This is a genomic window from Stenotrophomonas sp. SORGH_AS_0282 (assembly GCF_030818125.1).
Classification (GTDB): Bacteria; Pseudomonadota; Gammaproteobacteria; order Xanthomonadales; family Xanthomonadaceae; genus Stenotrophomonas; species Stenotrophomonas rhizophila_A.
In genome coordinates, this window is record NZ_JAUTAB010000001.1 from 2,507,108 (window position 1) to 2,532,384 (window position 25,277).

Below are 25,277 nucleotides of genomic sequence, written 5' to 3' on the forward strand. Positions count from 1 at the left end.
GCGCGAGGCGGGCTTACATCGGCCGTGACGGGTCCACCAGGCCGTACTGGCTGGCCATGCGCGCCAGCGCGATGTTGTCGTGGATGCCCATCTTCTCGAACAGGCGCGCCTTGTGGGTGTTGACGGTCTTGGCGCTCAGGCTCAGGCGCTTGGCGATGTCTTCCTGGCGCAGGCCCTGGGTCAACAGCAACGCCACTTCCAGTTCGCGCGGGGACAGGCTGTCGAACGGCGACTGGCTGCCTTCGACGTTGGACAGGGCCAGGTTCTGGGCGATGCTGCTGCCCAGGTAACGCCGGCCGAGCGCGGCGTCGCGCACGGCGCGCAGCAGTTCCTGAGCATCGCAGGCCTTGCCGATGTAGCCGGAGGCACCGGCTTCGAGCAGGCGCTTGGGCATCGGACCGTCTTCCAGCACGGACACGATCACCACGCGGGTGCCGTGGTCGCCACGCACCACGCGTTCGGTGACTTCCATTCCGCTTACCCCGGGCAGGTGCAGGTCGCACAGCACCACGTCGGGACGCAGCTGGCGGATCGCGGGCAGCGCGTCTTCGCCGGATTCGGCTTCCCCCACCACTTCGATGTCCGTCTCATTGGACAGGATCATCTTCATGCCGGTTCGCACCAGCGCGTGGTCGTCCACCAGATACACTCGAATCGTCATCCCACCCACCTTCGTCCAAACGCTGCAAACCGGGGCCAGCCTAGCGACGGGGTCGGACGATAACAAGGAAGTATTTTCCCCATCAGCGCATTCTGATGCCCGCGTCACATCCGTGCCGGGCTACCCCTGCCCCATGCCTATCACCCCAGGCCATATCGGTTTATTGGACCTATGACGGTCCGCGGAAACCCCTGCCGCATCCGGCCCGCTCCCAGCGGGCCGGTCAGTGCCGGCGGCGCCAGGGATGGCGGCGGCGGAACATCACCAGGAAACACCCTACCACCCAAACCAGTGCGGCACACCATCCGGCCAGGATGTCGGACGGGTAATGCACGCCCAGGTAGATGCGTGACAAGCTGACTGAGCCGGCGAACAACACGCCGAACACCAGCGCCGGCCAGCGCCAGCGGGTATTCCAGGCCAGCAGCACCAGCACGGCGGCCAGGGTCATCGAGCCCATGGCGTGGCCGCTGGGGAAGCTGTAGGTACTTTCCGGGGCGATCGACTCCCACAGGGTCGGCCGGTCGCGCTGGAAGAACTGCTTGCTGCCGATGTTGAGCAGGGCCGAGCCGGCGAAGCTGAGCGCGGCAAAGCTGGCTTCACGCCAGCGCCGGCGCAGCAGCAGCACGGCCACGATCAGGATGTCGGCCGGGATCACGCCCCACTGGTAGCCGATCCGGGAAATGAACACGAACGCGGCATCCAGGCTGGGCCGGGCCACGTCATGCATTTTCCACAACAGCGGGGCGTCGAAGTAGAACGCCTCCAGCTCGTGCACTTCGTCGGCCAGCGCCACGAACCCGGCCAGCGGCAGCAACACGCCGGCAAACAGCAGCACGAAGCGCCAGGCATTGCGCGCCATCCAGTGGCGGACGCCGGCGGCCGGCTCCGGCGCGGCCAGCACGGCGGGCTTATCCGACGCTTCGGACATACTTGCGTTCGACGTACTCGTCGATCAGCGCCACGAATTCCTGGGCGATGTTGTCGCCGCGCAGGGTGACCGTCTTTTCGCCGTCGACGAACACCGGTGCGGCCGGGGTTTCACCGGTGCCGGGCAGCGAGATGCCGATGTTGGCGTGGCGCGATTCGCCCGGCCCGTTGACGATGCAGCCCATCACGGCCAAGGTCATGTTTTCCGCGCCGGGATGGCTCACCTTCCATTCGGGCATCTTGCCGCGCACGTGGTTCTGCACGACCTTGGCCAGCTCCTGGAAGAACTCGGAGGTGGTGCGGCCGCAGCCCGGGCACGCGGTGACCAGCGGGGTGAAGGCGCGCTGGCCGGTGGTCTGCAGCAGTTCCTGGGCGACGATCACTTCCTGCGTGCGCGACTGGCCCGGTTCGGGCGTCAGCGAAATGCGGATGGTGTCGCCGATCCCTTCCTGCAGCAGCACGGCCAGCGCCGCCGAGGAAGCGACGATGCCCTTGCTGCCGATGCCGGCTTCGGTCAGGCCCAGGTGCAGGGCGAAGTCCGAACGCTGGGCAAGGTCGCGGTACACGGCGATCAGTTCCTGCACGCCGCTGACCTTGGCCGACAGCACGATGCGGTCGCGCGGCAGGCCCAGTTCCACGGCGGTGTGCGCCGAATCCAGCGCTGAACGGATCAGCGCTTCGCGCAGCACCCGGCCGGCGTCCCACGGCTGGGCGCGCTGGCTGTTTTCGTCCATCAGGCGCGCGGCCAGCGACTGGTCCAGCGAGCCCCAGTTGGCGCCGATGCGGACCGGCTTGTCGTAGCGGATCGCGAACTCGATGAGCTGCGCGAACTGGGTGTCCTTCTTTTTGCCGAAGCCGACGTTGCCCGGGTTGATCCGGTACTTGGCCAGCGCTTCGGCGCAGGCCGGTTCCTGGGTCAGCAGCTGGTGGCCGTTGTAATGGAAGTCGCCGATCAGCGGGACCTCGATCCCCATCATCCGCAGCTTTTCCACGATGCGCGGAATGGCGGCGGCCGACTCGGGATTGTTCACGGTCAGGCGCACCATTTCCGACCCGGCCCGCCACAGCTCGGCCACCTGCTTGACGCTGGAGGCCACGTCGGCGGTGTCGGTGTTGGTCATCGACTGGACCACCACGGGCTGCCCCCCACCCACGACCACGCCCCCGATTCGGACAGGCTGGGTCTGGCGGCGGGCCCACACGGTGGTGTCGGAAGGTTGGGTCGGTTGGCTGACGGCGTCGTGCATTCCCCATTTTAACGCACCCGCGCGCCCCCGATGCGGCCGATTGTCGCAGGCAGTCAACCGCGCAAGCGCATACGATGGCAGCCGATGACCGGTACCGACGCCCCCTTCCTACGCACCCTGTGCAGCCTGCGCTGGCTGGCCGTGGCCGGCCAGGCCGCGACCATCCTGGTGGCCAGCTGGGTCCTGGGGCTGGAACTGCCGCAGCTGCCGCTGTGGTCCGGGGTGCTGGTGCTGATCCTGTTCAACCTGTACGCGCAGCTGCGCGTGCTGGATGCCGATACCGCGCCGCTGACCGCGTTCTGCCACATCCTGGTGGACGTGGCGGTGCTGACCTGGATGGTGGGCTGGAGCGGCGGGGTCGGCAATCCGTTCGGCTCGCTGTTCCTGATCCTGATCGCGCTGGCCGCGCTGGCCCTGCCGGTGCGCTGGACGCTGGCCGTGGCCGCCGCCTGCCTGATCGGCTATGCGGTCAGCGGCATTTTCGGCAAGCCGCTGCCGCATGGTTACTTCACTGCCATGGACCTGCACCAATGGGGCGTGGTGGCCAACTTCCTGCTGTCGGCGGCGGTGGTGCTGGCCTTCGCCACCCGGCTGGCGATGGCACTGCGCCGGCGCGAACACGAACTGGCCCTGCTGCGCGAACGCTTCGCGCGCAACGAAGGGATCGTGGCGCTGGCCACCCATGCCGCCTCGGTAGCGCATGAACTCAACACCCCGCTGGCGACCATGACCCTGCTGGCGGACGACATCGCCGATCAGACCGACAACCCGGAAGTACGTGACGATGTCGACACGCTGCGCGAGCTGCTGGTGCAGTGCCGCGAACGGGTGCTGGCGCTGGCGCGCCCGGCCGCCGGCCAGGCCCGCGGCAACGCGCCGGTGACCCTGCCGCAGGTGCTGGAGCAATGGCAGCTGGTGCGCCCGACCATCACCCTCCGGCGCAACGAGGATGCCCCGCTGCAGCAGCCGCTGGACCCGGGCATCGGCCATCTGCTGATGGTGCTGCTCAACAACGCCGCCGACGCGGGCGAACAGGCCGAACGGCCGCAGGTGGACCTGACCCTGCGTATCGAAGGCAGCGACCTGATCGGCGAAGTGCGCGATTACGGGCGCGGCTTCGACGCACGCGATGCGGTGCTGCCCGGCACCCTGTTCAACAGCGGCAAGACCCAGGGCATGGGCGTGGGTTTGGCCCTGTCCCATGCCACCATCGAGCGCCTGGACGGCGAGTTGTGGATGCGGCCGGCGCAGGGCGCCGGCACCCGCGTCGGCTTCCGCCTGCCCCTGGCTGCACCGGAGATTTCGCCATGAATACCCCCACCCTGCCCGCCTCCAGCCACGGCCTGCTGGTCGATGATGACGACCTGTACCTGCGCACGCTGCAGCGCAGCCTGGCCCGCAAGGGGCTGGAAACGGTGACCGCCAGCGACATCGCCTCGGCGTTGCTGCTGGCGCGGCAGCAGCCGCCGGCCTACGCCCTGATCGACCTGAAGCTGGGTTCGGAATCCGGCCTGGCGCTGATCCAGCCGCTGCGGGCACTGCGCGAGGACATGCGCATCCTGCTGGTGACCGGCTACGCCAGCATTGCCACTGCGGTGGAGGCGATCAAGCTGGGCGCCGATGACTACCTGCCCAAGCCGGCCACGGTGCCGATGATCCTGCGTGCGCTGGGCGAGGAAGACGACGGCCCGGCCGACGATGGCGAGATGGAGCCACCGGATGCGATGACGCCGATCAGCCGCCTGCAGTGGGAACACATCCAGCAGGCGATGCATGAAACGGGCGGCAATGTGTCGGCGGCGGCGCGCCTGCTCGGCATGCACCGGCGGTCGTTGCAGCGCAAATTGGCCAAGCGGCCCAGCCCGGAGCGCGATCCGACGAGGTAATGGCGGGATCGCGGCGGGACGACCAACGGTCGTCGCCTACCGCGCATCACGATCGGCGCACGGGCAGGTATCGCCCGTCCGTCGATAGGCCGCCGGTAGGTATCGACCGTTGGTCGATACTGCTTGTCAGCGCAAACGCCCCAACAGCTCCAGCGTCACCGGATCGGTGATGCCATGCGCTTCACCCTGCAGCGCCGGCAACAGCTGGCTGGCCAACTGCTTGCCAAGCTCCACGCCGAACTGGTCGAAGGCGTTGATGTTCCAGATCAGCGACTGCACGTACACGGCATGTTCGTACATCGCGATCAGCGCGCCCAGCGACTGCGGGGTCAACGCGTCCAGCAGGATCAGCGTGCTCGGGCGGCCGCCCGGGTACTCGCGGTGCGGATCGTCGCTGCCCTGGCCGTTGGCCAGTGCTTCGGTCTGCGCCAGCAGGTTGGCCATCAGCGCCTGGTGGTTGATTTCATAGGGGTCGTCGTTGTGCACGCAGCCGATGAAATCGGCCGGGATCACGCTGGTGCCCTGGTGCAGCGCCTGGAAGAAGCTGTGCTGCACGTCGGTGCCCGCCCCGCCCCACCACACCGACACGGTGTCGCTGCCGACCGGGCTGCCGTCGAGCTGCACGCGCTTGCCCAGGCTTTCCATCACCAGCTGCTGCAGGTAGGCCGGCAGCAGCGCCAGGCGCTGGTCGTAGGTCATCACCGCATGCGTGGCATGGCCGAGCAGGTTGCGGTTCCAGATGTCGGTCAGGGCATGCAGGACCGGCAGGTTCTGCGCCAGCGGCGCGTTGAGCGCATGGGCATCCATTTCGGCCGCACCGGCCAGCAGCTGTTCGAAACGCTCGAAGCCGATCGCCAGCGCGATCGGGAAGCCGACCGCCGACCACAGCGAATAGCGCCCGCCAACCCAATCCCACATCGGCAGCACGCGGCCGGCGGCGATCGAGAACGCCTTGGCGGCACGCTCGGGGTTGGCGCTGACGGCGTACAGGCGCTCGCTGCCGCCCAGCCAGTCATGCAGGATCTGCCCGTTGAGCAGGGTTTCCTGGGTGCCGAAGGTCTTGGAAATCAGGATGCCGGCGGTGGTGGCCGGGTCCAGCGTGGCCAGCGTGCGCTGCATGGCGGCGCCGTCCACGTTGGAAACGAAATGCACGCGGAAGCGCGCGCCGGTGACCGGACGCAGCGCGTCGGCGACCAGGCGCGGACCGAGGTCCGAACCGCCGATGCCGACGCTGACGATGTCGGTGACAGGGGTCTTTTCCAGCGCGGCGATCAGTTCGCCCATCTGCGCACGCACCTTGGCGGCGGTGGCGAAGGCGTCAGCGGCAACCGGCGCACCACTCACATCGCCACGCAGGGCGGTGTGCAGCGCGGCACGGCCTTCGGTGACGTTGACCGTCTCACCGCGGAACAGGCGCTGGAAGCCGCCGGCGACATCGCGCTCGGCGGCCAGCTGCAGCAGCGCATCCAACGCCGCGCGGTCGTACTTCTGCCGCGCGAAGTTGGCATACAACGGACCGACCCGCAGCCCCAGCGATTGTGCGCGCCCGGGTTCGGCGGCGATCAGTGCGGGGATGCTCGCGCCACGCAGGCGCTGGGCATGGGAGTGAAGCGGGTCGAATCCGTTGGTCTGTGTCATGCGGCCTGGGTCGGGATGCTGTCGTTGGTGTGGGAGATCTGGTTGTTGCCGTCCACATATACCAACTTCGGCCGGAAGCTGTCAGCTTCTTCTTCACTCATGCTGGCGAAGGCGGCAATGATGATGATGTCGCCGACCTGCACGTGGCGCGCGGCGCCGCCGTTGAGCGAGACCACGCCGCTGCCCGCTTCGGCGCGGATGGCATAGGTCGAGAAGCGCGCACCGTTGGTGACGTCCCAGATGTGCACCTGTTCGAACTCGCGGATGCCGGTGGCCAGCAGCAGGTTGTCATCGATGGCGATGGACCCTTCGTAGTTCAGCTCCGAATGGGTCACGGTGGCGCGGTGGATCTTGGTCTTGAGCAGGGAGAGGTGCATGGCACGGGACGACGTAAAGGAAAGGGAAATTCTAGCACCCGGGCACCGGGCGGCAGGGGTTTCCACCCGCCCGCTGCCGGCGGTTCAGGCAGATGAGGGTCGCTGCCGCCAGTGCTGACTTTTTTGCGGCATTCGACGGCTGGCTGATTTGCCGGGCTTCGCCCGGCAGCTGACGATTTATGGCGAACAGCTGGTTGCCAGCAGTTTCCCTGGCTTGGCGGGACGGTGCGGGTTTGCGGGGGACGCCGTGAACCCATCCTTGGGGGCTTGGTCGCCGCATCCATGCGGCTCACACCCCCGCAAACCCGCCCCGACCCGCCATTGACAGTGTGTCGTTGCCATGGGAGAGCAAAAGCACACCTGGAGCGAGATGCACTGGCGCTGCTGTGGTTTTGGCTTTTTCCGTGGCAACCGATAGATTCAGGAGGGTCGGCCGGGGCGGGTTTGCGGGACCGTAGAAAACATGGATGTTTTCTACGAGCCCCCATGGACGGGTTCACGGCGTGTCCCGCAAACCCGCACCGGTCGGCCCAGCTCAGGCCAAGGCTCAGCTATCGGCTGTTTGCCAGATTGCGTGAAGCAGTCGGCCTCAGGGCCGACTGCCAGGGATCCAGCGCAGTCCCTTGCGGGCGCTCACCCAATCGCTATCAGAACTCGAGGTTGTCGATCAGGCGGGTGTTGCCGATGCGCGCGGCGATCAGGGCGACGCGGTTGCCGTCTTCGCTGTCGGCCGGCTCGGACAGGTCCGGCTTGCGGACCACGGCGTAGTCGACCTGGAAGCCGGCGGCCTGCAGGGCCGCGGCGGCTTCGGCTTCGATCAGGCTGCGGGTCTTGCCGGTGATGAAGCCTTCGCGCATGCCCAGCAGCACCTGGTGGATGGTGGTCGAGACCGGGCGCTGTTCGGCGTTGAGGTACTGGTTGCGCGAGCTCATGGCCAGGCCGTCGGTTTCGCGCACGATGTCGCCGCCCACGATCTGGATCGGGAAGGCCAGGTCTTCCACCATCTGGCGGATCACCGCCAGCTGCTGGTAATCCTTCTTGCCGAAGGCAGCCACGTCCGGCTGGACCTGGTTGAACAGGCGCGAGACCACGGTGCACACGCCGTCGAAGTGGCCCGGGCGGTGGGCGCCTTCGAGCAGGCTGGAAATGCCCGGCACGTTCACGCTGGCCGCCAGCTCCACGCCGAACGGGTACATCGATTCGACCGTGGGCAGCCACAGCACGTCACAGCCGGCCTGCTCCAGTCCGGTGGTGTCGGCTTCCGGGGTGCGCGGGTAGCGGGTGAAGTCTTCGTTCGGGCCGAACTGGGTCGGGTTGACGAACACGCTGGAGACCACGCGATCAGCGTATTGCTTTGCCAGGGTGACCAGTGAGTAATGGCCGGCGTGCAGGTTGCCCATGGTGGGGACCAGCGCGACGCGCAGGCCCTCGCGCTTCCAGCCGTTGACGACGGCGCGCAGGCGGGACAGTTCGGTGACGGTGTCGATCATGAGGCGTAGGCGTGTTCTGCGTCGGGGAAGGAGCCGTCGCGCACGGCGTCGGCATAGGCACGGACCGCGCCGGCGACCGACCCGCCTTCGGCAAGGAAATCCTTGACGAACTTGGGACGGCGGTGGCCGCTGTCCAGGCCGAGGAAATCGTGCAGCACCAGCACCTGGCCGTCGCACTGCGGGCCGGCGCCGATGCCGATGGTGGGCACCGACACCGCGGCGGTGACCTCTGCAGCCACCGGCGACGGCAGGCATTCGAGCACCATCATGCTGGCGCCGGCCTCGACAACGGCCTTGGCGTCTTCAACCAGCTGGCGGGCCGCATCGCCGCGGCCCTGCACGCGGTACCCGCCCAGGCGCAGCACCGACTGCGGGGTCAGGCCGAGATGCGAGCAGACCGGAATCTCGCGATCCACCAGGTAACGAATGACGTCCAGCTTGAAGCCGGCGCCTTCGATCTTGACCATCTCCGCGCCGGCCTGGAGCAGGCGCAGCGAGGCCTCGAAGGCGCGCTCAGGGGTGGCGTCGGCGCCGAACGGCAGATCGGCGATCAGCAGCGCGCGGGTCAGCACCCGGGCCACGCAGGCGGTGTGGTAGACCATGTCGTCGGTGGTCACCGGCAGGGTCGAATCGTGCCCCTGCACCACCATGCCCAGCGAATCGCCGATCAGGATCAGGTCGACGCCATTGGCGTCGAACGCACGCGCGAAGCCGGCGTCGTAGGCGGTCAGCATGACCAGCTTCTGGCCGTTGCGCTTGGCCTCGGCCAGTGCGGGGACGGTCCAGGGCTTGCTGTCTGCGTGGGTACTCATGAGCTGATAACCGGTGGCGATAAGCCCCGCATTATCCTCCTATTGGCGCGATCCCGCAGGCCTCGATACGCATCGCAGCGTCCCGCACGCGGCCCTGCCCCGGAATCATCGCCTCCGGGGCGATCTCGGCCAGCGGCAGCAACGCGAACGCGCGCACGTGCAGGTAGGGGTGCGGCACCTTCAGCTGCGGCAGGTCGATCACCGCCTCGCCGTACAGCAGCAGGTCCAGGTCGAGCGTGCGCGGGCCCCAGTGCACGGCCGCATCGCGGACCCGGCCGAAGTCGCGCTCGATGCCCAGCAGGGCCTCGAGCAGCGCGGTCGGTTCCAGCCCCGTCTCGAGCAGCGCAGCGGCATTGACGAACGCCGGCTGGTCTTCATTGCCCCAGGCCGGCGTGCTGTACAGCTGCGAGCGCGCCTGCAGCGTGGTCAGCGGCAGCGCGGCCATGGCCGCGAACGCCGCGCGCAGGGTCTGCGCGGCGTCGCCGAGGTTGGCGCCCAGTCCAATACAGGCCAGGGTCACGGCTTACTCGCCTGCAGCGCCACCGGGACGACGACGACGGCGGCGGCGCTTGCGCGGTGCCCCGTTTTCGTCCAGCTCACCTTCGGCCTGCGCGGCGTCCAGCGTGGAATCCAGCTCGGGCCCGGACTGCAGCTGGGCTTCGCGCCAGAACTCCACATCGGCCTGGTGCTCGCTGGAGGCCACCTGGCGCAGCGCCAGGAAATCGAACGCGGCACGGAAGCGCGGGTGGGTCAGGGTGCGCACCACGCGCTTGCGCTGGCGCGAGCTGAAACGGCCCTGCAGCAACCAGATTTCCTGCATCGGCAGCGAGAACCGGCGCGGCAGGGCGATGGTGGTCAACTGGTGCAGGGTGACCCGGTCGGCGGCACGGCGCTGCGCTTCTTCCAGCTGCACGCCCTGCTTCTGCAGGGTCGCCAGCGCGCGGCAGAACGCCGGCCACAGCAGCAGCGCGAACAGGAACGAGGGCGAGACCGGCTCGTCGTTGGCCACGCGCTGGTCGGTGTTGTGCAGGCCTTCGATGACCATGCGGCGCAGCGCGCCACTGCGGTTGCTGCGCAGCGCGGCGGCACTTTCCGGGAACAGCACGTCGAGCAGGCCGTAACGCTCCAGCCCCTCGAAGCTGGCCACGCCGTGGCCGGACAGGAACAGCTTGAGCACTTCTTCGAACAGGCGGGCCGGCGCGGCTTCGCCCAGCAGGCTGGCCAGGCGCGGCAGCGGTTCGGCGCTGGCGTCGTCGATCTGGAAGCCCAGCTTGGCGGCCAGGCGCACCGCGCGCAGCATGCGCACGGGATCTTCCTGGTAGCGCTTTTCGGGATCGCCGATGAGTTTCATCAGGCGCGCCTGCACGTCTTCGAAGCCGCCGGTGTAATCGCGCACCGAGAAATCCTCGATGGCGTAGTACAGGGCATTGCAGGTGAAGTCGCGGCGCACCGCATCGTCTTCGATGCTGCCGTACACGTTGTCGCGCACCAGCATGCCGTTTTCCATCTCGCGGTCGCCGCTGCCATCGTCGATGTTGGCGCGGAAGGTGGCCACTTCGATGATTTCACGGCCGAACACCACGTGCGCCAGGCGGAAGCGGCGCCCGATCAGGCGGCAGTTGCGGAACAGCGACTTGACCTGCTCCGGCGTGGCATCGGTGGCCACGTCGAAATCCTTGGGGTTGCCGCCGACCAGCAGGTCGCGCACGGCGCCACCCACCAGGTAGGCGCCAAAGCCCGAGTCGCGCAGCCGGTACAGGACGCGCAACGCGTTGGGGCTGATGTCCTTGCGGGAGATGTTGTGCTGGTCGCGGGGGATCACGCGCAGACTGAACGGTGATGTAGCGGAGGAATTGATGTTGGCGCTTCCGGTTGAAGTTTCGGGATTGCCCAATGGCATCGAGGTCCATATACTAGCGCGCTGCGCAGTTCGCGACAAAGCATGCTCCCTTCGTCTAGAGGTTAGGACGTGGCCCTCTCAAGGCTAAAACAGGGGTTCGAGTCCCCTAGGGAGCACCATTTGCCGCGCCAGCCGACGAAAAACCCCGCCTTGGCGGGGTTTTTGCGTTGTGGGGCCGGGCCTCAACCCTCCATCTGCTCCAGCTCCTTGCCCTTGGTCTCGCGCACGTAGCGCAGCACGAAGAAGATCGAAGCCACCGCCGCCACCGTATAGATGCCGTAGGCGCCGGCCAGGCCGATGCCGGCCAGCAGGATCGGGAAGGTCACGGTGATGGCGAAGTTCGAGGTCCACTGGGCCGCGCCGGCCACCGCCAGGCCCGAACCGCGGATCTGGTTGGGGAACATCTCGCCCAGCATCACCCACATGACCGGGCCCCAGGACATGTTGAAGAACACCACGTAGACGTTGGCCGCCACCAGCGCCAGCCGTCCCATGCCGTCGGACAGCTGCAGGTGGCCATCGGCCAAGGTGCCGCTGGCAAAAGCCACCACCATCAGCGCCAGCGCCACCGACATGCCGACCGAGCCGACCCACAGCAGCGGCTTGCGGCCGACCCGGTCGATCAGCACCACGGTCAGCAGGCAGGCGCCGATGCTGAGCGCGCCGGACAGCACATTGATCAGCAGTGCGTCGTTTTCGGAGAAGCCGACCGCCTGCCACAGCACCGCGCCGTAGTAGAACACCACGTTGATGCCGACCAGCTGCTGGAACACGGCCAGGCCGATGCCGACCCAGACGATGGTCCGCAGCTTGCCGGTGCCCTTGTCGACCAGGTCCGACAGCCGCGGGCGATGCTGGTCCTGGGCCAGCGAGCCTTCGATCTCGGCAATCTTGGCCTGGGCCTCGGCCGCGCCGTACAGGCGGGTCATCACGGCCAGCGCATCGGCGCGACGCCCCTTCACCACCAGGTAGCGCGGGCTTTCCGGGATCCCCAGCAGCAGCACCAGGAACAGGGCCGACGGAATGGCCTGCATCCAGAACATCCAGCGCCAGGCTTCCTGGCCCAGCCACAGCGGCTCGGTGGAGGCGCCGGCAGCGCGGGCCAGCAGGAAGTTGCTCAGGAAGGCGCAGAACAGGCCGCTGATGATGGCGATCTGCTGCACGGTGGCCAACCGCCCGCGGTACCGGGCCGAGGCGACCTCAGCGATGTACGCCGGCGACATCACGCTGGCGGCGCCCACCGCGAAGCCGCCGATCACGCGCGCGATCACGAACGCAAGCGAGCTGTGCGCCGAACCGGCGCCCAGTGCCGACAGCAGGAACATGACGGCGGCGATGATCAGCACCCCGCGCCGGCCGAGGCGGTCGCCCAGACGGCCGGCGAAGAAGGCGCCAATCGCGCAGCCCAGCAGCATGGAGGCGACCTCGAAGCCGATCCCGGCCTCGCTGGACTGGAAGGTCTGCTTGAGGCCATCGACGGTGCCGTTGATGACGCCGCTGTCGAAGCCGAACAGGAAGCCGCCGATGGTGGCGACGCAGCTGATCAGCACGATGAAGGAGGTGTTCTCGCCGCGGGCGGCGTTGGCTGCAAGTGTGGTGGACATGAAGGGTCCTGGCAGGAGTGGGACAGCAACGGGTCAGCGCAGCGGGGTCTCGTCCGGCAGGTTCTCACACGCCCCTGCCCGCCCACAAAGGGCTGCCGGGGCCTGATCTGCCTGCCTCTGGGCCGCCCGGGTGTCTACCGGTAGGCATCGGCATCTAACCGCACCGACCGGCTTCGGCGCATCGTGCACTGCGACAAAGCCGCAACTGTTCTAGAATTGTCCGGCTTACTGTCGGATCCAGATCCAGCCATGCCCTTTGTCGTCACTGAAAACTGCATCAAGTGCAAACACACCGATTGCGTGGAAGTGTGCCCCGTGGATTGCTTCCACGAAGGCCCGAACTTCCTGGTGATCGACCCGGATGAGTGCATCGACTGCACCCTGTGCGAGCCCGAATGCCCGGTCAACGCGATCTTCCCCGAAGACGACGTGCCCGCCGGCCAGGAAAAGTTCGTGGAACTCAACGCCGAGCTGGCCAAGGCCTGGCCGGTACTGACCGTGCGCAAGGACCCGCCCGCCGACGCCGGCGAGTGGGACGGCAAGCCGGACAAGCTCCAGTATCTGGAGCGGTGATAGGCAAAAAGGCGCCGTTGGCGCCTTTTTTGTTTGGATCGGTGGCCATCTGGAACCCACCGGGCCTGTAACGGTTCGGGGCCCATGGTTGATTGATTCGGATCCCAATGGGCCCGTAACAACTCGTAGCCCCGGCCGTTGGCCGGACACCGCGCGCAGCGCGGCCCAAGCGTCCGGAGCCGATGGGTTATCGCTTGCGGCCAACATCCCGGCGTTTAAAGGTTCCGAAACCGCCCGTCAGGCGTTCATGACGCCTGATGCACGGTTTCGTTTTGGTTGCACACCCGGATGTACGGTCGCGACCGACAGCATGTCAGGCTCCGGACCCTTGGGCCGCGCTGCGCGCGGTGTCCGGCCAACGGCCGGGGCTACGAACCGTTACGTAACGCCCGCAAATCGGGATCAATCAACCATGGGTGGGCAACCGTTACGGGCCCATTGGGAACTGGATCAACCCACCATCTGCCCGGGACCGTTACGGATTGCCCCGAACGTTTACCGGCCCACCCGGGCCCACAGGCCCGGCCGGCGGCCGGACCCATGTCAGCATCATTGCGCCAGCTTCGCCTTCAGCTCACCCAGCAGCTTGGTCGGCGCAGCACCGGTAGCCGGCAGGCCGCGCGGGTCCACGGCCGAAATGTAGGCGCCGGCTTCGACTGCGACCACGCGGATCAGGAAATCGCTGCCTTCGAACGCCACGTCGTAGGAGCCCAGCAGCTGGGCCTTGCTGGCGACCTTCACGCCCTCAACCGACTCCAGCGCCGTGCCGACCTTGCCGAACACCTCGTCCTTGCTGCCCGGGACGGTGAAACCGGCATTGTTGGCGGCCGGCGCCTGGGACGAGGCCGGCTTGGCGGCCTGCGAGGCCAGCACCGGCACCTGCGCGGCCGGGCTGGCGCCCGGGGCGTTCAGATCCGGCGGGATTTCCAGCGGGCGCACTTCCGGCGCCAGTGCGTAGTCGCCCTTGACGCCGCGCTTGCAGCCGGTGACACCTGCCAGGGTGGCGGTGGCCAGAATCGCGAACGACAGCACGCGGATGGCGGAAACGGATTGACGCATGTGAATCTCCTGGGTCAGGCCACTGATGTCAGTGGCTGGAAAGGGCTTCGAGCGCACCGATGTCGGTGGCCAGGTGTTCGGCGGCGGCGTGGTGGGCGGCCGACAACGACAGCAGCGGCAGGCGCAGACCGTGGCCGATGCCGATCCGGCGCAGCAGGTCTTTCACCGGGATGGGGTTGGGTTCCACCCCGCAGAATTCATGGAAAGGCTCCAGCCGGGCATCCCAGGCCTCGGTGGCCTCGCGTTCGCCGGCCGCGGCCAGGTCGCACATGCGCCGGTAGGCACCGGGCAGCGCGTTCGAGCCAACCGAGATCAGCCCGTCCACCCCCGACAGGATCGAACGGGCGGCCGTGCCGTCATCGCCACTGAGGATCGCAAAGGTCGGCGACCGCAGCGCCAGCAGCGCCTGGACCCGGCCCACATCGCCCACCGCTTCCTTGATGCCCACGATGTTCGGGTGCGCGGCCAGCTCGGCCACCGTTTCCGGCAGCATGTCGCAGCCGGTGCGGCCCGGCACGTTGTACAGGATCACCGGCAGGCCGCCCTGGTCGGCCACCGCCCGATAGTGGGCGATCAGCCCGGCCTGGGTCGGGCGCACATACGGCGGGGTCACCACCAGCGCGTGGGTCGCGCCGCTGGCCGCCGCCCGGCGGGTCTGCTCGATCGTTTTGGCGGTTCCGGACAGGCCGGTACCCGCCAGCACCGGAACCCGCCCGGCCACGGTTTTGACCGCACTGCGCAGCAGCTGGTCATATTCGTCATCGGACAGGGTCGCGGCCTCGCCGGTCGACCCGGCCACCACCACCCCGTGAACGCCACCCTCCAGTTGCAGGTGCAGCAGGCGCTGCCAACCGTCGGGATCCAATGCGCCATTGGCCTGGAAAGGCGTGGCCAGCGCGGTGATGAGACCGGAAAGGGACAAGGAAACGATGCTCGGAAGTAAGGGGGACGAACGCCGCTGGAAGCGCGGTCGGACGTACGTTGCATGTTACTTGCGGGTCGAAAGCGCGGGCAAGTATGCTGGACTCCGGCGAACGCGCCGTCGTCGGCGCCGTTCAGACTCATCCCGCATTACCGGAACCACCTTGACCGACACCACGCCGCGGCCTGCGCCGACCGAAAACCATCTCCTGATCAACGCCTACACGACGCATCCGGAGTCCCCCCTGCTGCCCGTCACCCGGCGCATCGCCGACAGCGGCTGCAACCTGGTCGATGCCCGCCTTGCCACCGTGGGCCGCGATGTCTCCGTCACCGCCCTGGCCACCGGCTCCTGGGACTCGGTGGCCAAGCTGGAAGCCATGCTGACCCGGCTCGAGCGCGAGGAAGGCCTGAAGCTGGTGTGGTACCGCACCGGTGCCAAGCAGGCACAGTCCAACCTGCTGCCCTACATCGTCGAAGTGATCGCCGCCGACAAGCCCGGCATCCTGTTCCAGCTGGCCGATTTCTTCGACCGCCAGGGCATCACCATCGAAAACCTGCAGAGCACCCGCTACCGGGCCATGCAGACCGGCGCGGAAATGTTCTCGGCGCAGGTCACCATCGGCGTGCCCGCCAACATGCACATCGCCGCCCTGCGCGACGATTTCCTCGAATTCTGCGACCACCTCAACCTGGACGCGATCATGGATCCGATGAAGTTCTGACGGCTTCGCGCGTTCATCACCAACGCGCGGTGTTTCATGCAGTTGTAAGACGCTTCACTCAGGCTCCGCAGCAAGGACCTCATGAACAACGGCGATACCCTGGACAGCACCACCCTCGCCCTCCCGCTGGCCCTGTCCGGCGGCGACCACACCACCCTCGGCGATCTCGCCGGCCAGTGGCTGGTGCTGTACTTCTACCCCAAGGACAGCACCCCGGGCTGCACCACCGAGGGCATCGACTTCAACGCCCTGCTGCCGACGTTCAAGCGTGCCGGCGCCCGGGTGTTCGGCGTCTCCCGCGACTCGGTCAAATCCCACGACAACTTCTGCGCCAAGCAGGGCTTTGCCTTCCCGCTGGTCAGCGATGGCGACGAAGCGCTGTGCAACGCGTTTGATGTGATCAAGCTGAAGAACATGTACGGCAAGCAGGTGCGGGGCATCGAACGCAGCACCTTCCTCATTTCGCCCGACAGTCGTATCGTGCAGTCGTGGCGCAAGGTGAAAGTGGCCGGCCACGCCGAATCCGTCCTTGAAGCCCTGAAGGCCGCGAAAACCCAGTGATCCACCTGTACCCCACAATGGCCATCACCCTGCCCTGCAGGTCGTGGTGGCTTGTCCCTGTTCTGCCACCAGGAAATGACGATGACCCGAGGCAAGCGCATCTACGTTCTGGATACCAACGTGCTCATGCACGATCCAACCGCGCTGTTCAAGTTCGAGGAACATGATGTCTACCTGCCGATGCAGGTGATCGAAGAGCTGGACAACGGCAAGAAGGGCACGTCCGAAGCGAGCCGCAACGCCCGGCAGGTGAGCCGCTTCCTCAACGAGTTGGTGCAGGCCTCGGGCCTGGACAACCTGGCCGACGGCATTCCGCTGCAGCGCCCGAACGGGCTGCAGCTGCGCGGCAAGCAGAGCGTGGGCCTGCTGCGCTTCCAGACCAGCCATTTCGATGCCGGCAAGAGCTTCGGCGCGGTCATCCCGGACAACGCCATCCTCGGCGCGATCCTCGCCTTGAAGGAACAGGTGCCGGAGATTCCGGTGGTGTTCGTCTCCAAGGACATCAACCTGCGGATCAAGGCGGCCATCGCCGGGATCGTGTCGGAAGACTACGAGAATGATCGCGCGCTGGACGATTTCAGCCTGCTCTACACCGGCGCCACCGAGCTGCCGGAAGACTTCTGGAAGAAGCACACCGACGACCTGCGCAGCTGGAGCGACAAGGGCCGCACCAGTTACGAAATCCTGGCCAAGGATGACGAAGACTGGCATCCCAACCAGTACGCCTACCTGCCGGGCGACGATGAAGTCGAACTGCGGGTGGCCAAGGTCGATGGCAGCGGCAAGGTGATCCTGTCGCTGGTCAACGATTTCCGGCATGGCAGCCATGCGGTATGGGGCATCAGCGCACGCAACCGCGAGCAGAATTTCGCGCTCAACGCGCTGATGGACCCGGAGATCGACTTCGTCACCCTGCTCGGTACCGCCGGCACCGGCAAGACCCTGCTCGCGCTGGCCGCCGGCCTTGCCCAGACCATGGACCAGCAGCGCTACCGCGAAATCATCATGACCCGCGCCACGGTCAGCGTGGGCGAGGACATCGGCTTCCTGCCCGGCACCGAGGAGGAAAAGATGACCCCGTGGATGGGCGCACTCACCGACAACCTGGAAGTGCTCACCCACACCCAGGAAGGCGGCGCCTGGGGCCGCGCGGCGACCAACGACCTGATCGCCAGCCGGATCAAGATCCGCTCGTTGAACTTCATGCGCGGCCGCACCTTCCTGTCGCGTTACCTGATCCTGGACGAGGCGCAGAACCTCACCCCGAAGCAGATGAAGACGCTGATCACCCGTGCCGGCCCCGGCACCAAGATCGTCTGCCTGGGCAACGTCGAACAGATCGATACGCCCTACCTGACCGAAACCACCTCGGGCCTGACCTACGCGGTGGACCGCTTCAAGAACTGGCCGCACAGCGCGCACATCACGCTGCGCCGTGGCGAGCGTTCGCGCCTGGCCGATTACGCTTCGGAGGTGCTGTGAACCGTTCCCTGTCCCGTGCGTTGGTGCCACTGGCGCTGGCCGCCGTGGCGGCTGCCTGCACGCCTGCCAACACCCGCCCCGGCGCCACCGTGCCGACGGCGGTCAAGACCGGCCAGTCGTGGGTGGTCACCCGCCCGCTGGTGGTTGCCCAGGTCCTGGATACCTGCTCGCGTCCCAGCCCCGGCCAGACGCCGGGGCGGGTCACCGGCTACTGGGCACCCAGCCGCCAGCAGATTGAACAGCTCGAGGCGGCATTGCCCAGCCTGGCACCGCAGGTACCCAACGTCACCGATTTCGACCGCCAGTATGTCGGCATCGAAGTGGAAGGGCGCAAGCTGATCTACCTCAACGCCTTCCACCTGCCCGACCACGGCGACATGGACCCCGCGCGCGAAGCGATCCGCGTGTGCGATGGTGGCAACCAGTTCTGGGGCGCGCTGTTCGATCCGACCAGTGGCGAGTTCTCCGAGCTGCAGTTCAACGGCGGCTTCGGCGGGTAGCGCCACGCCCTGCGTGGCTGCCGCTACGTCCGGGGCGGCATGGCACAATCGCGGAATGAGCCCTTCCACCCCCGTGTCCGTCCTCACCATCGCCGGTTCCGATTCCGGCGGTGGTGCCGGCATCCAGGCCGACCTGAAAGCCTTCGCCGCGCACCGCGTGCACGGGTTGTCGGCGATTGCCGCGCTCACCGCGCAGAACACCCGCGGCGTGACCGCCGTCCACGTGCCGCCCCTGGATTTCCTGCAGGCGCAGATCGACGCCTGCTTTACCGATTTCGACATCCATGCGGTCAAGCTGGGCATGCTGGCCAACGCCGAGGTGATCTGTCTGGTCGCCGACGCGCTGGAAAAGCATCGCCCCACCCACGTGGTGCTGGATCCGGTGATGGTGGCCACCAGTGGTGCGCGCCTGCTCGAAGACAGCGCCCTGGACGCGCTGCGCACGCGGCTGCTGCCGCTGGCCACGCTGCTTACCCCGAACACCCCGGAAGCCGAACTGCTGCTCGGCCGTCGCATCGTCAGCGCCGATGACGCGGAGGATGCCGCCATCGCACTGCTCGACCTCGGCGCCGGTGCGGTATTGCTCAAGGGAGGCCATATGGCCGAAGGCGCGCGCGTGATCGATCGCTACTTCGATGGTGTCACCCGCGAGGAGTTCAGCCACGCCCGCCTGCCAGTAGACGCGCACGGCACCGGCTGCACGCTGGCCTCGGCGATCGCCGCGCAGCTGTGCTGCGGGTTGTCGCTGCCCAACGCCTGCGAAGCCGCCATCGACTACGTCGCGCGTGGCCTGCAGGGCGGCTACACGCCCGGCCGCAGCGAAGTGCTGGTGCTGGATCACTTCGGCGCGGCGCGCCCGGCATGACGCGCGCGCTGGCGGTACCGGTCCAGAGCGACGATGGCCATCGCTTCGAACTGATCGGGCGCGTGCCCGCGCAGCCGCGCGCGCAGCTGCTGTGGCTGCCGGCGCTGGGCGTGTCGGCGCGCAATTACCAGGCGTTCGCCGATGCACTGGCGGCATGCGGCATCAGCGTGTTCCTGCACGAGTGGCGCGGCAACGGCAGCAGCAGCCTGCGCCCGTCGCGCACGCAGGATTGGGGCTATCGGGACATCCTCGAGCAGGACCTGCCAGCCAGCCTGGCGGCGGTGCGCCTGCACGGCAACGTGCCGCTGATCATCGGCGGGCACAGCCTGGGCGGGCAGCTGGCCTGCGTGTTCGCCGGGCAGCACCCGGACCTGTTCGCCCGGTTCTGGCTGGTGGCCACCGGCACCCCGTTCTGGCGAACGTTCCCCGCCCCGCGCCGCTGGGCCCTGCCGCTGGTGTACCGGTTCCTGCCGTGGCTGGCGCAGCGCCAAGACGTCCTGCACGGGCGCCGGCTCGGCTTCGGGGGCACCGAGGCGCGCGGCCTGATCCGCGACTGGGCACGCGTGGGCCTGAACAACCACTACGCCGGCACCGGCATCCACGCGGACCTGGAGGGCGACATGCGGCGGCTGCGCGGCCAGGCCAGCGCGGTGGTGATGGCCGACGACTGGTTCGCTCCGCCGGGCTCGATGCAGGGGCTGCTGGCGAAGCTGCCCCAGGTCGTTTCCACGTTGTCGGTCCTGCCCGCCGGCGCACTGGGAACCCGGGCAGATCACTTCGCATGGATGAAGTCGCCGGAGGCCGTGGTGAAGGCACTTTTTCATTCATTTGAATGAAGTCCTTCACAAAAGCGTTGACGGATGCGGCGTCGATCCGCATAATTCCGCTCCTGTTGACGCGCCCGTAGCTCAGTTGGATAGAGTACCTGGCTACGAACCAGGCGGTCGGGAGTTCGAATCTCTCCGGGCGCACCATCAACAGGCTGGCAGTTTCGCCTCTGCCGGCAGCAACACCACAACGTGATGTAAATGCGCCCGTAGCTCAGTTGGATAGAGTACCTGGCTACGAACCAGGCGGTCGGGAGTTCGAATCTCTCCGGGCGCACCATTACATCGCGGCAACAACCAGACAATGCAAGCGCGCCCGTAGCTCAGTTGGATAGAGTACCTGGCTACGAACCAGGCGGTCGGGAGTTCGAATCTCTCCGGGCGCACCATTGCATCGATGACGAAAAAAGGCAGCCACGGGCTGCCTTTTTCGTGTGCGCGTTCATGACCGGATCGGGTCGCCGGCACGTACCGCCGACATGGCCATCCGGTCCGCTTCGCGCGGTATCTCCGGCGCCGGGCAGCGGCCACCGGCATGCTCGTCATGCGCCAGCCAGTCATCGACCACGCCGCCGAGCAGGTCCAGCCGCAGTGGCAGGGTGATGTGGTCTTCGCCACGCATCTCGATGTAATGCACACGCGGGCTGGCGGCGGCCAGCGCACGCCCCTGGTCCACCCGCACGTGTGCGTCATCCTGGCCGTGCAGCAGCAGCACGCAGGCGCGCGTATCGGCCAGCGCACGGGCCACGTCCACCGTGTCCAGATCCAGGTCCAGGCGCTGGCTGGCAGCGGCGATCACCGCATTGATGTCCTGTCCGCCGTAGCGCCAGCGACCATACGCCGCCATCGCCTGCGCTTTCCACGCCGTGGGCTGCAGCGACATCAGGTGCGGAATCATGCTGCGGATCGCATCGCCGGCATTGGCGAACGACTCCATCGCCACGACGCCGGTGACCCGATCGCCCAGCTTGTCGGCGGTGAACAGCGCGGTGGCCGCACCATAGGACACGCCGAACAGGTACAGCGGCCCGACCACTTCCCCGCGGCGCTGCAGCGCGTCGATCACATCGATCACGTCATCGGATTCGAACGTGCCGTAGCCCGACGGCCCGGCACCGGAATGGCCATGGTTGCGCAGGTCGATGGTCACCACGCGGTAGCCGGATTCGGCCAACTGCAGCGACCACGGCAGCATCGAATCGCCGTTCATCATCCAGCCGTGCAGCAGCACCACGGTGCCACGCGGCGCCTGCGGCTGGAACGGCTGCGGCAGGGCCAGCTGCAGCCCGGTGTTCAGGGGCTCGCCGTTGTCATGCTGCTGCGCCAGGTAGTGATAGCGCAGCCCGTAGCGGCCCGGATCGAAGGCGCGCCAGAACAGCGGCACGCCGGCGCGGCCGGTCACGAACCCATGGCGGTTGGGGACCGCCTCCACCGCTTCGGCGATGCGCGCGGTATCGAGCAGCGTGGAAACGCCGCCGGGCGCGACCAGCCGGTCGCTGAGCGAGGTGGAGGCAGCGGATGAGGTGAGCGAAGAGCACGCGGCCAGCCACAGGCCGGCCCCGGCCAGCGCGAGCAGCAGCAGGCGTTTCATGGGCACAGGAGTTCACATTGAGCCGCGCAGCGTAGCGACGGCGCGCTGGGCGCTCTACCGCAACCAGATGACCAAACCGTGACACCCCAGCCGGGGTTCAGCCATCGGCGGTCACAGCCATGCCGACATCTGCTTCCACCACCCCTCCATCAACCCCGGCTGGCGCATCCGCTCGCGCCACCAGCGCAGCGCCGCCCCCTCCTCGCCGGTGCGCCAGGCCAGCCAGAAGGTCTCGTCCGGCTTGGGCTCCTCCACCTGCCGCACCACCAGCCGCCCCTGCGCCACCGCTGCCTGCACATAGGGTTCGGGCAGGAAGCCGAAGCCCAGCCCCGCGCACTGCAGGCGGAACTTGCTGACCGTATCGGGCACGGTCACCGTCTCCTGCCCCATCAGCAGCCCGACCGTGCGCGGCAGCAGCCGGCGCGCGGAATCGGCCACGGCAATGGCGCAGTGCGCGGCCAGCTGTTCCCGCCCGAGTGGTTCCGGCAGCGCCGCCAGCGGGTGTCCCGGCGCCACCGCGAACACGAACCGCACCACGCCCAGCGGCTCCACCACGTAGCCACCGCCACTGGGGCCCTCCCCGGCTGCGCCGACCAGTAGATCCGCACGCCGGTCCAGCAGCGCCTCCCATGTACCCGACAAGGCTTCGCTGATCAGGCGGATCCGGGTCTGCTCGGCGACCGTACTGAAGGCCCGCACATCCTCGGCCAGCAGCGCCGGCTGGAACAGCGAATCCACCGCCACGGTCAGCTCGGCCTCCCACCCGGAAGCCACCCGGCGCACTCGCATTTCCAGCTCGCGCGCCGCACGCAGCAGGTGCCGGCCCTCGTCCAGCAGCGCCACCCCGGCCTCGGTGAGGTGCGCGCGCGGGCCGATCCGGTCAAACAGCTGCACGCCCAGGTCCTGTTCCAGCTTGGACACCGTGTAGGAGATCGTCGAAGGCACCTTGTGCAGCTCCTTGCCGGCCGAGGCGAACGAGCCACGGCGGTCGATGGCATCCAGGATCTGCAGGGCGTCGAGGCTGAGCTTGAGCATTCGAATTTTTCGATGATGGCTTGCAAAACTATCCGTTTTTCAAGCGGCAGGCGCAAGCGGATACTGGCGCCAACAGGAAAGGGGCAGCCACTACCGCCCCGGACCGCCATCGAAACCATCGAACACCCGAGGAGAACCACCATGCTGCAGATCCGCAAGAGCGCCACCCGTGGCCAGGCCAACCATGGCTGGCTGAACTCCCAGCACACCTTCTCCTTCGCCGGTTACTACGACGCGCGCTACACCAGCTTCGGCCCGCTGCGCGTGATCAACGAAGACAAGGTGATCGGCGGCCAGGGCTTCGGCACCCACAGCCACAGCAACATGGAGATCATCTCCTACGTGCTGGGCGGCGCGCTGGAGCACAAGGACTCGATGGGCACCGGCTCGGTGCTGCGCTACGGCGACGTGCAGCGCATGAGCGCCGGCAGCGGGGTCAGCCACAGCGAGTTCAATCATTCGGCCGACGAGACCGTGCATTTCCTGCAGATCTGGCTGTTCCCGGATACCGAAAACATCGCCCCGAGCTACCAGGAAACGCATTTCGCCCCGGACGCCAAGCGCGGCCAGCTGCGCCTGATCGCCTCGAAGGATGGCCGTGACGGCTCGCTGCTGATCCACCAGGACGCCAACATCTACGCGACGATCCTGGACGGCGACGACCGCGCCCACCTGGCCCTGGCCCCGCGCCGCGGCGCCTATGTGCAGGTTGCGCGCGGCCAGCTGCAGGTCAACGGCATCACCCTGGACACCGGCGACGCGCTGCAGATCACCGACGAAGCGCAGGTGACCCTGGAAAACGCCAGCGACGCCGAAGTGCTGGTGTTCGACCTGCCGCTGTAACCGCAGCGGCCCTCACCAACGCCCCGAGCTGATCGGGGCGTTGTCATGTCTGGGCTCAGGACCCGGGCACCGGGGCGTCGTCGGCAATCAGCTTCGCCTGCTTCAACTCCGCCCAGAGCGCGGACGGGATCGCCACCGACATGGACGCCACGTTGGCCTGCACCTGTTCGGGCGTGCGTGCACCCGGAATCACCGCGGACACGACCTCTGGCGCATCCGCGAACTGCAACGCCACGGTGCGGAGGTCGACGCCGTGGCGGTCGCAGATGGCCTGCACGGCCGCACGCTTCTTCGGCGCCCACTCGGGCACCTTGCCGTCGTAGAGGTACCGATCGCGGCCGGCCAGGTAGCCGGCGAGCAGCGGCGCACCCACCACCACCGACGCACCGTGCCGGGCGATGGCCGGGAAGGTGTCGTGCAACGCCTGATCGTGGTCGAGCAGCGAGTACTGGCAGGCGAGCAGGAAGATATCCGGATCGGCTTCCTGGATCGCGCGCAGCGCCGGCTCCGGGCGGTTCACGCCAAATCCCCATCCCTTGATCAGGCCTTCCTCGCGCATCCGGGTCAGCGCGGGCATCGCGCCCTTGGCCGCCTCGGCGAAGCGCTGCTCCCACGGCATGCCAAGGTCCTTCTCGTTATCCGGCGACAGGTCGTGGATGAAGACCACATCCAGCTGCGCGACTCCCAGCCGGTTGAGGCTGTCTTCCACCGAACGACGAACGCCGTCGGCGGAATAGTCATAGCGGTAGTGGAACGGCGACGGGTCTTTCCACATGGTGTCCTGCAGCTCGCCAGCGGTGGCGGTCAGCAGTCGGCCGACCTTGGTCGACAGCGTGTACTCACCCACCGGGTGGTTGTGCAGGCGATGCCCCATCCGCCGTTCGCTCAGGCCCAGGCCATACCAGGGCGACGTGTCGAAGTAACGCACACCTGCGGCATAGGCTGCGGCGAGGGTCTGTTCGCTTTGCGCATCGGTGGCCGGGGCAAAGCCGTTGCCGATGGCCACCCCGCCCAGCCCGAGGCGCGTGCGCGGCCGAAAGCGCCCGCCCTTGCCGGCGGCGTGGGTGGCCAGCGGCTGCGCGGCGCTGCGGCCACGTGTTGGCAGCACGCTGCCGGGCGCGGCGGCGCCGGACTGCGCCAGCAACGGTGAACTGGCCAATGCGGCGGTACCGGCAGCGGCGGCGGAAAGGAAGTGGCGACGTGCGTTCACGGCGACTCCGGGTGCGGGGGAGCAACCACCCTCGCAGAATGCCAGTGCACGGCGTGCGGGCAACACGTCAACGCTGCGGCAACAGCGCACAAAGAAAAAGGCCTTCGTACTTGCGTACGAAGGCCTTTTCCATAACTGGCGGAGCGGGAGGGATTCGAACCCTCGATACAGTTTTTGGCCGTATACTCCCTTAGCAGGGGAGCCCCTTCAGCCACTCGGGCACCGCTCCAGTATTCTGGTTCCGCCGCTTCGATGTTTCTTCTCAGCGGGGGCGCGAAGAATAACGTTTTTCACACCCCGAGGTAAAGCCTTAATCGGAAGAATTTTCACTTCCCGATGCATTCGGCTCGTCGCCTCGCTGGATGCGCTGGTAAATCTCTTCGCGGTGCACGGCCACGTCCTTCGGGGCGGTGATGCCAATACGCACCTGATTGCCCTTGACGCCGAGCACGGTGACGCTGACGTCGTTACCGATCATCAGGGTTTCGCCAACACGGCGAGTCAGGATCAACATTTTTGCAAGTCTCCAGGGAACCGGTG

Annotated in this window: 26 protein-coding genes and 5 tRNA genes; 14 read left to right on the plus strand and 17 right to left on the minus strand. The window is 67.4% G+C overall.

Annotation, left to right across the window (positions count from 1 at the left end):
* Positions 1-13 precede the first annotated feature (13 nt).
* The 3 genes from QE395_RS11085 to ispG all read right to left on the minus strand — a co-directional run bounded on the left by QE395_RS11085 (position 14) and on the right by ispG (position 2,838).
* Positions 14-661, minus strand: coding sequence for a response regulator (locus QE395_RS11085; protein ID WP_093534153.1), 648 nt, complete (start codon positions 659-661; stop codon positions 14-16).
* 223 nt (positions 662-884) lie between these two features.
* Positions 885-1,592, minus strand: a complete 708-nt coding sequence (locus QE395_RS11090; RefSeq protein ID WP_093534152.1) for a phosphatase PAP2 family protein — start codon at positions 1,590-1,592, stop codon at positions 885-887.
* Positions 1,573-2,838 (minus strand): flavodoxin-dependent (E)-4-hydroxy-3-methylbut-2-enyl-diphosphate synthase, encoded by a 1,266-nt coding sequence (ispG, locus tag QE395_RS11095; protein WP_093534150.1) that lies wholly within the window; start codon positions 2,836-2,838, stop codon positions 1,573-1,575. The genes QE395_RS11090 and ispG overlap by 20 nt, the downstream gene beginning before the upstream one ends.
* A gap of 84 nt (positions 2,839-2,922) precedes the next feature.
* Here ispG and QE395_RS11100 point away from each other — a divergent pair, with 84 nt between their 5' ends.
* Both QE395_RS11100 and QE395_RS11105 read left to right on the plus strand, forming a co-directional pair.
* Entirely contained in the window at positions 2,923-4,149 is a 1,227-nt protein-coding gene (locus QE395_RS11100; protein WP_068850973.1) for an ATP-binding protein, read from the plus strand.
* Complete coding sequence (locus tag QE395_RS11105; RefSeq protein ID WP_093534148.1) at positions 4,146-4,724, plus strand: response regulator transcription factor; 579 nt, start codon at positions 4,146-4,148, stop codon at positions 4,722-4,724. The genes QE395_RS11100 and QE395_RS11105 overlap by 4 nt, the downstream gene beginning before the upstream one ends.
* A gap of 126 nt (positions 4,725-4,850) precedes the next feature.
* Here the strand turns inward: QE395_RS11105 and pgi are convergent, their stop codons facing one another.
* The 6 genes from pgi to pcnB all read right to left on the minus strand — a co-directional run bounded on the left by pgi (position 4,851) and on the right by pcnB (position 10,935).
* Entirely contained in the window at positions 4,851-6,362 is a 1,512-nt protein-coding gene (gene pgi / locus QE395_RS11110; protein ID WP_249834064.1) for a glucose-6-phosphate isomerase, read from the minus strand.
* Positions 6,359-6,739, minus strand: a complete 381-nt coding sequence (gene panD / locus QE395_RS11115; RefSeq protein WP_068850963.1) for an aspartate 1-decarboxylase — start codon at positions 6,737-6,739, stop codon at positions 6,359-6,361. Before panD ends, pgi begins: the two co-directional genes overlap by 4 nt.
* 647 nt (positions 6,740-7,386) lie before the next feature.
* A complete protein-coding gene (panC, locus tag QE395_RS11120) occupies positions 7,387-8,229 on the minus strand; it encodes a pantoate--beta-alanine ligase (RefSeq protein WP_068850960.1) in 843 nt (280 codons plus the stop codon).
* On the minus strand, positions 8,226-9,041 hold the full coding sequence (gene panB, locus QE395_RS11125) for a 3-methyl-2-oxobutanoate hydroxymethyltransferase (protein WP_068850957.1): 816 nt from the start codon (positions 9,039-9,041) through the stop codon (positions 8,226-8,228). Before panB ends, panC begins: the two co-directional genes overlap by 4 nt.
* 31 nt (positions 9,042-9,072) lie before the next feature.
* A complete protein-coding gene (gene folK, locus QE395_RS11130) occupies positions 9,073-9,561 on the minus strand; it encodes a 2-amino-4-hydroxy-6-hydroxymethyldihydropteridine diphosphokinase (RefSeq protein WP_210132281.1) in 489 nt (162 codons plus the stop codon).
* Positions 9,562-9,564: 3 nt separating this feature from the next.
* Entirely contained in the window at positions 9,565-10,935 is a 1,371-nt protein-coding gene (gene pcnB / locus QE395_RS11135) for a polynucleotide adenylyltransferase PcnB (protein WP_068850951.1), read from the minus strand.
* A 50-nt stretch (positions 10,936-10,985) separates the two neighbouring features.
* Here pcnB and QE395_RS11140 point away from each other — a divergent pair.
* Positions 10,986-11,060: transfer RNA gene (locus tag QE395_RS11140), tRNA-Glu, on the plus strand.
* A gap of 63 nt (positions 11,061-11,123) precedes the next feature.
* On the opposite strand, the gene QE395_RS11145 is transcribed toward QE395_RS11140, so the two are convergent.
* A complete protein-coding gene (locus tag QE395_RS11145; protein ID WP_068850948.1) occupies positions 11,124-12,545 on the minus strand; it encodes a sugar porter family MFS transporter in 1,422 nt (473 codons plus the stop codon).
* A gap of 249 nt (positions 12,546-12,794) precedes the next feature.
* Here QE395_RS11145 and fdxA point away from each other — a divergent pair, with 249 nt between their 5' ends.
* A complete protein-coding gene (gene fdxA, locus QE395_RS11150) occupies positions 12,795-13,118 on the plus strand; it encodes a ferredoxin FdxA (protein WP_184124067.1) in 324 nt (107 codons plus the stop codon).
* 549 nt (positions 13,119-13,667) lie between these two features.
* On the opposite strand, the gene QE395_RS11155 is transcribed toward fdxA, so the two are convergent.
* Together QE395_RS11155 and dapA are read right to left on the minus strand one after the other, a co-directional pair.
* Positions 13,668-14,177, minus strand: coding sequence for a hypothetical protein (locus QE395_RS11155; RefSeq protein ID WP_184124069.1), 510 nt, complete (start codon positions 14,175-14,177; stop codon positions 13,668-13,670).
* A 28-nt stretch (positions 14,178-14,205) separates the two neighbouring features.
* The gene (dapA, locus tag QE395_RS11160) at positions 14,206-15,099 is read right to left on the minus strand and encodes a 4-hydroxy-tetrahydrodipicolinate synthase (RefSeq protein ID WP_068850938.1); all 894 of its coding nucleotides are present in this window, start codon (positions 15,097-15,099) and stop codon (positions 14,206-14,208) included.
* Positions 15,100-15,262: 163 nt separating this feature from the next.
* Between dapA and QE395_RS11165 the strand changes: the two genes are divergently transcribed.
* From QE395_RS11165 to QE395_RS11205, 9 genes are all read left to right on the plus strand, one after another.
* Positions 15,263-15,823 carry a glycine cleavage system protein R gene (locus tag QE395_RS11165; RefSeq protein ID WP_019183297.1) on the plus strand — a complete coding sequence of 187 codons (561 nt, stop codon included), beginning with the start codon at positions 15,263-15,265 and terminating at the stop codon, positions 15,821-15,823.
* 81 nt (positions 15,824-15,904) lie between these two features.
* Entirely contained in the window at positions 15,905-16,384 is a 480-nt protein-coding gene (locus tag QE395_RS11170; RefSeq protein WP_306989107.1) for a peroxiredoxin, read from the plus strand.
* 81 nt (positions 16,385-16,465) lie between these two features.
* Positions 16,466-17,866, plus strand: a complete 1,401-nt coding sequence (locus QE395_RS11175; protein WP_068850934.1) for a PhoH family protein — start codon at positions 16,466-16,468, stop codon at positions 17,864-17,866.
* A 20-nt stretch (positions 17,867-17,886) separates the two neighbouring features.
* Positions 17,887-18,366 carry a hypothetical protein gene (locus tag QE395_RS11180; protein ID WP_306990479.1) on the plus strand — a complete coding sequence of 160 codons (480 nt, stop codon included), beginning with the start codon at positions 17,887-17,889 and terminating at the stop codon, positions 18,364-18,366.
* 55 nt (positions 18,367-18,421) lie between these two features.
* Entirely contained in the window at positions 18,422-19,231 is an 810-nt protein-coding gene (gene thiD, locus QE395_RS11185) for a bifunctional hydroxymethylpyrimidine kinase/phosphomethylpyrimidine kinase (protein WP_306989110.1), read from the plus strand.
* Entirely contained in the window at positions 19,228-20,067 is an 840-nt protein-coding gene (locus QE395_RS11190) for an alpha/beta fold hydrolase (protein ID WP_306989113.1), read from the plus strand. The genes thiD and QE395_RS11190 overlap by 4 nt, the downstream gene beginning before the upstream one ends.
* A gap of 61 nt (positions 20,068-20,128) precedes the next feature.
* Positions 20,129-20,205 (plus strand) — tRNA-Arg (locus tag QE395_RS11195).
* A 56-nt stretch (positions 20,206-20,261) separates the two neighbouring features.
* Positions 20,262-20,338 (plus strand) — tRNA-Arg (locus QE395_RS11200).
* A 32-nt stretch (positions 20,339-20,370) separates the two neighbouring features.
* Positions 20,371-20,447: transfer RNA gene (locus tag QE395_RS11205), tRNA-Arg, on the plus strand.
* 53 nt (positions 20,448-20,500) lie between these two features.
* Here QE395_RS11205 and QE395_RS11210 read toward each other — a convergent pair.
* Together QE395_RS11210 and QE395_RS11215 are read right to left on the minus strand one after the other, a co-directional pair.
* Positions 20,501-21,649 (minus strand): alpha/beta fold hydrolase, encoded by a 1,149-nt coding sequence (locus QE395_RS11210; protein WP_306989115.1) that lies wholly within the window; start codon positions 21,647-21,649, stop codon positions 20,501-20,503.
* A 111-nt stretch (positions 21,650-21,760) separates the two neighbouring features.
* Positions 21,761-22,684 (minus strand): LysR family transcriptional regulator, encoded by a 924-nt coding sequence (locus QE395_RS11215; protein WP_306989117.1) that lies wholly within the window; start codon positions 22,682-22,684, stop codon positions 21,761-21,763.
* Between the two features lie 141 nt (positions 22,685-22,825).
* Here QE395_RS11215 and QE395_RS11220 point away from each other — a divergent pair, with 141 nt between their 5' ends.
* A complete protein-coding gene (locus tag QE395_RS11220) occupies positions 22,826-23,527 on the plus strand; it encodes a pirin family protein (protein ID WP_068850916.1) in 702 nt (233 codons plus the stop codon).
* A gap of 55 nt (positions 23,528-23,582) precedes the next feature.
* On the opposite strand, the gene QE395_RS11225 is transcribed toward QE395_RS11220, so the two are convergent.
* The 3 genes from QE395_RS11225 to csrA form a co-directional block, all read right to left on the minus strand.
* Positions 23,583-24,737 (minus strand): aldo/keto reductase, encoded by a 1,155-nt coding sequence (locus QE395_RS11225; protein ID WP_306989120.1) that lies wholly within the window; start codon positions 24,735-24,737, stop codon positions 23,583-23,585.
* A gap of 136 nt (positions 24,738-24,873) precedes the next feature.
* A tRNA-Ser gene (locus QE395_RS11230) sits at positions 24,874-24,966 on the minus strand.
* Positions 24,967-25,047: 81 nt separating this feature from the next.
* Complete coding sequence (gene csrA / locus QE395_RS11235; protein ID WP_068850911.1) at positions 25,048-25,251, minus strand: carbon storage regulator CsrA; 204 nt, start codon at positions 25,249-25,251, stop codon at positions 25,048-25,050.
* Positions 25,252-25,277: the final 26 nt, after the last annotated feature.

Excerpts from the sequence above, each read along its gene's own strand:
- QE395_RS11085 (WP_093534153.1), bottom strand. The coding sequence starts at position 661 with ATGACGATTCGAGTGTATCTGGTGGACGACCACGCGCTGGTGCGAACC.
- QE395_RS11090 (WP_093534152.1), bottom strand. The coding sequence starts at position 1,592 with ATGTCCGAAGCGTCGGATAAGCCCGCCGTGCTGGCCGCGCCGGAGCCG.
- ispG (WP_093534150.1), bottom strand. The coding sequence starts at position 2,838 with ATGCACGACGCCGTCAGCCAACCGACCCAACCTTCCGACACCACCGTG.
- QE395_RS11100 (WP_068850973.1), top strand. The coding sequence starts at position 2,923 with ATGACCGGTACCGACGCCCCCTTCCTACGCACCCTGTGCAGCCTGCGC.
- QE395_RS11105 (WP_093534148.1), top strand. The coding sequence starts at position 4,146 with ATGAATACCCCCACCCTGCCCGCCTCCAGCCACGGCCTGCTGGTCGAT.
- pgi (WP_249834064.1), bottom strand. The coding sequence starts at position 6,362 with ATGACACAGACCAACGGATTCGACCCGCTTCACTCCCATGCCCAGCGC.
- panD (WP_068850963.1), bottom strand. The coding sequence starts at position 6,739 with ATGCACCTCTCCCTGCTCAAGACCAAGATCCACCGCGCCACCGTGACC.
- panC (WP_068850960.1), bottom strand. The coding sequence starts at position 8,229 with ATGATCGACACCGTCACCGAACTGTCCCGCCTGCGCGCCGTCGTCAAC.
- panB (WP_068850957.1), bottom strand. The coding sequence starts at position 9,041 with ATGAGTACCCACGCAGACAGCAAGCCCTGGACCGTCCCCGCACTGGCC.
- QE395_RS11145 (WP_068850948.1), bottom strand. The coding sequence starts at position 12,545 with ATGTCCACCACACTTGCAGCCAACGCCGCCCGCGGCGAGAACACCTCC.
- fdxA (WP_184124067.1), top strand. The coding sequence starts at position 12,795 with ATGCCCTTTGTCGTCACTGAAAACTGCATCAAGTGCAAACACACCGAT.
- QE395_RS11155 (WP_184124069.1), bottom strand. The coding sequence starts at position 14,177 with ATGCGTCAATCCGTTTCCGCCATCCGCGTGCTGTCGTTCGCGATTCTG.
- QE395_RS11170 (WP_306989107.1), top strand. The coding sequence starts at position 15,905 with ATGAACAACGGCGATACCCTGGACAGCACCACCCTCGCCCTCCCGCTG.
- QE395_RS11175 (WP_068850934.1), top strand. The coding sequence starts at position 16,466 with ATGACCCGAGGCAAGCGCATCTACGTTCTGGATACCAACGTGCTCATG.
- thiD (WP_306989110.1), top strand. The coding sequence starts at position 18,422 with ATGAGCCCTTCCACCCCCGTGTCCGTCCTCACCATCGCCGGTTCCGAT.
- QE395_RS11190 (WP_306989113.1), top strand. The coding sequence starts at position 19,228 with ATGACGCGCGCGCTGGCGGTACCGGTCCAGAGCGACGATGGCCATCGC.
- QE395_RS11210 (WP_306989115.1), bottom strand. The coding sequence starts at position 21,649 with ATGAAACGCCTGCTGCTGCTCGCGCTGGCCGGGGCCGGCCTGTGGCTG.
- QE395_RS11215 (WP_306989117.1), bottom strand. The coding sequence starts at position 22,684 with ATGCTCAAGCTCAGCCTCGACGCCCTGCAGATCCTGGATGCCATCGAC.
- QE395_RS11220 (WP_068850916.1), top strand. The coding sequence starts at position 22,826 with ATGCTGCAGATCCGCAAGAGCGCCACCCGTGGCCAGGCCAACCATGGC.
- csrA (WP_068850911.1), bottom strand. The coding sequence starts at position 25,251 with ATGTTGATCCTGACTCGCCGTGTTGGCGAAACCCTGATGATCGGTAAC.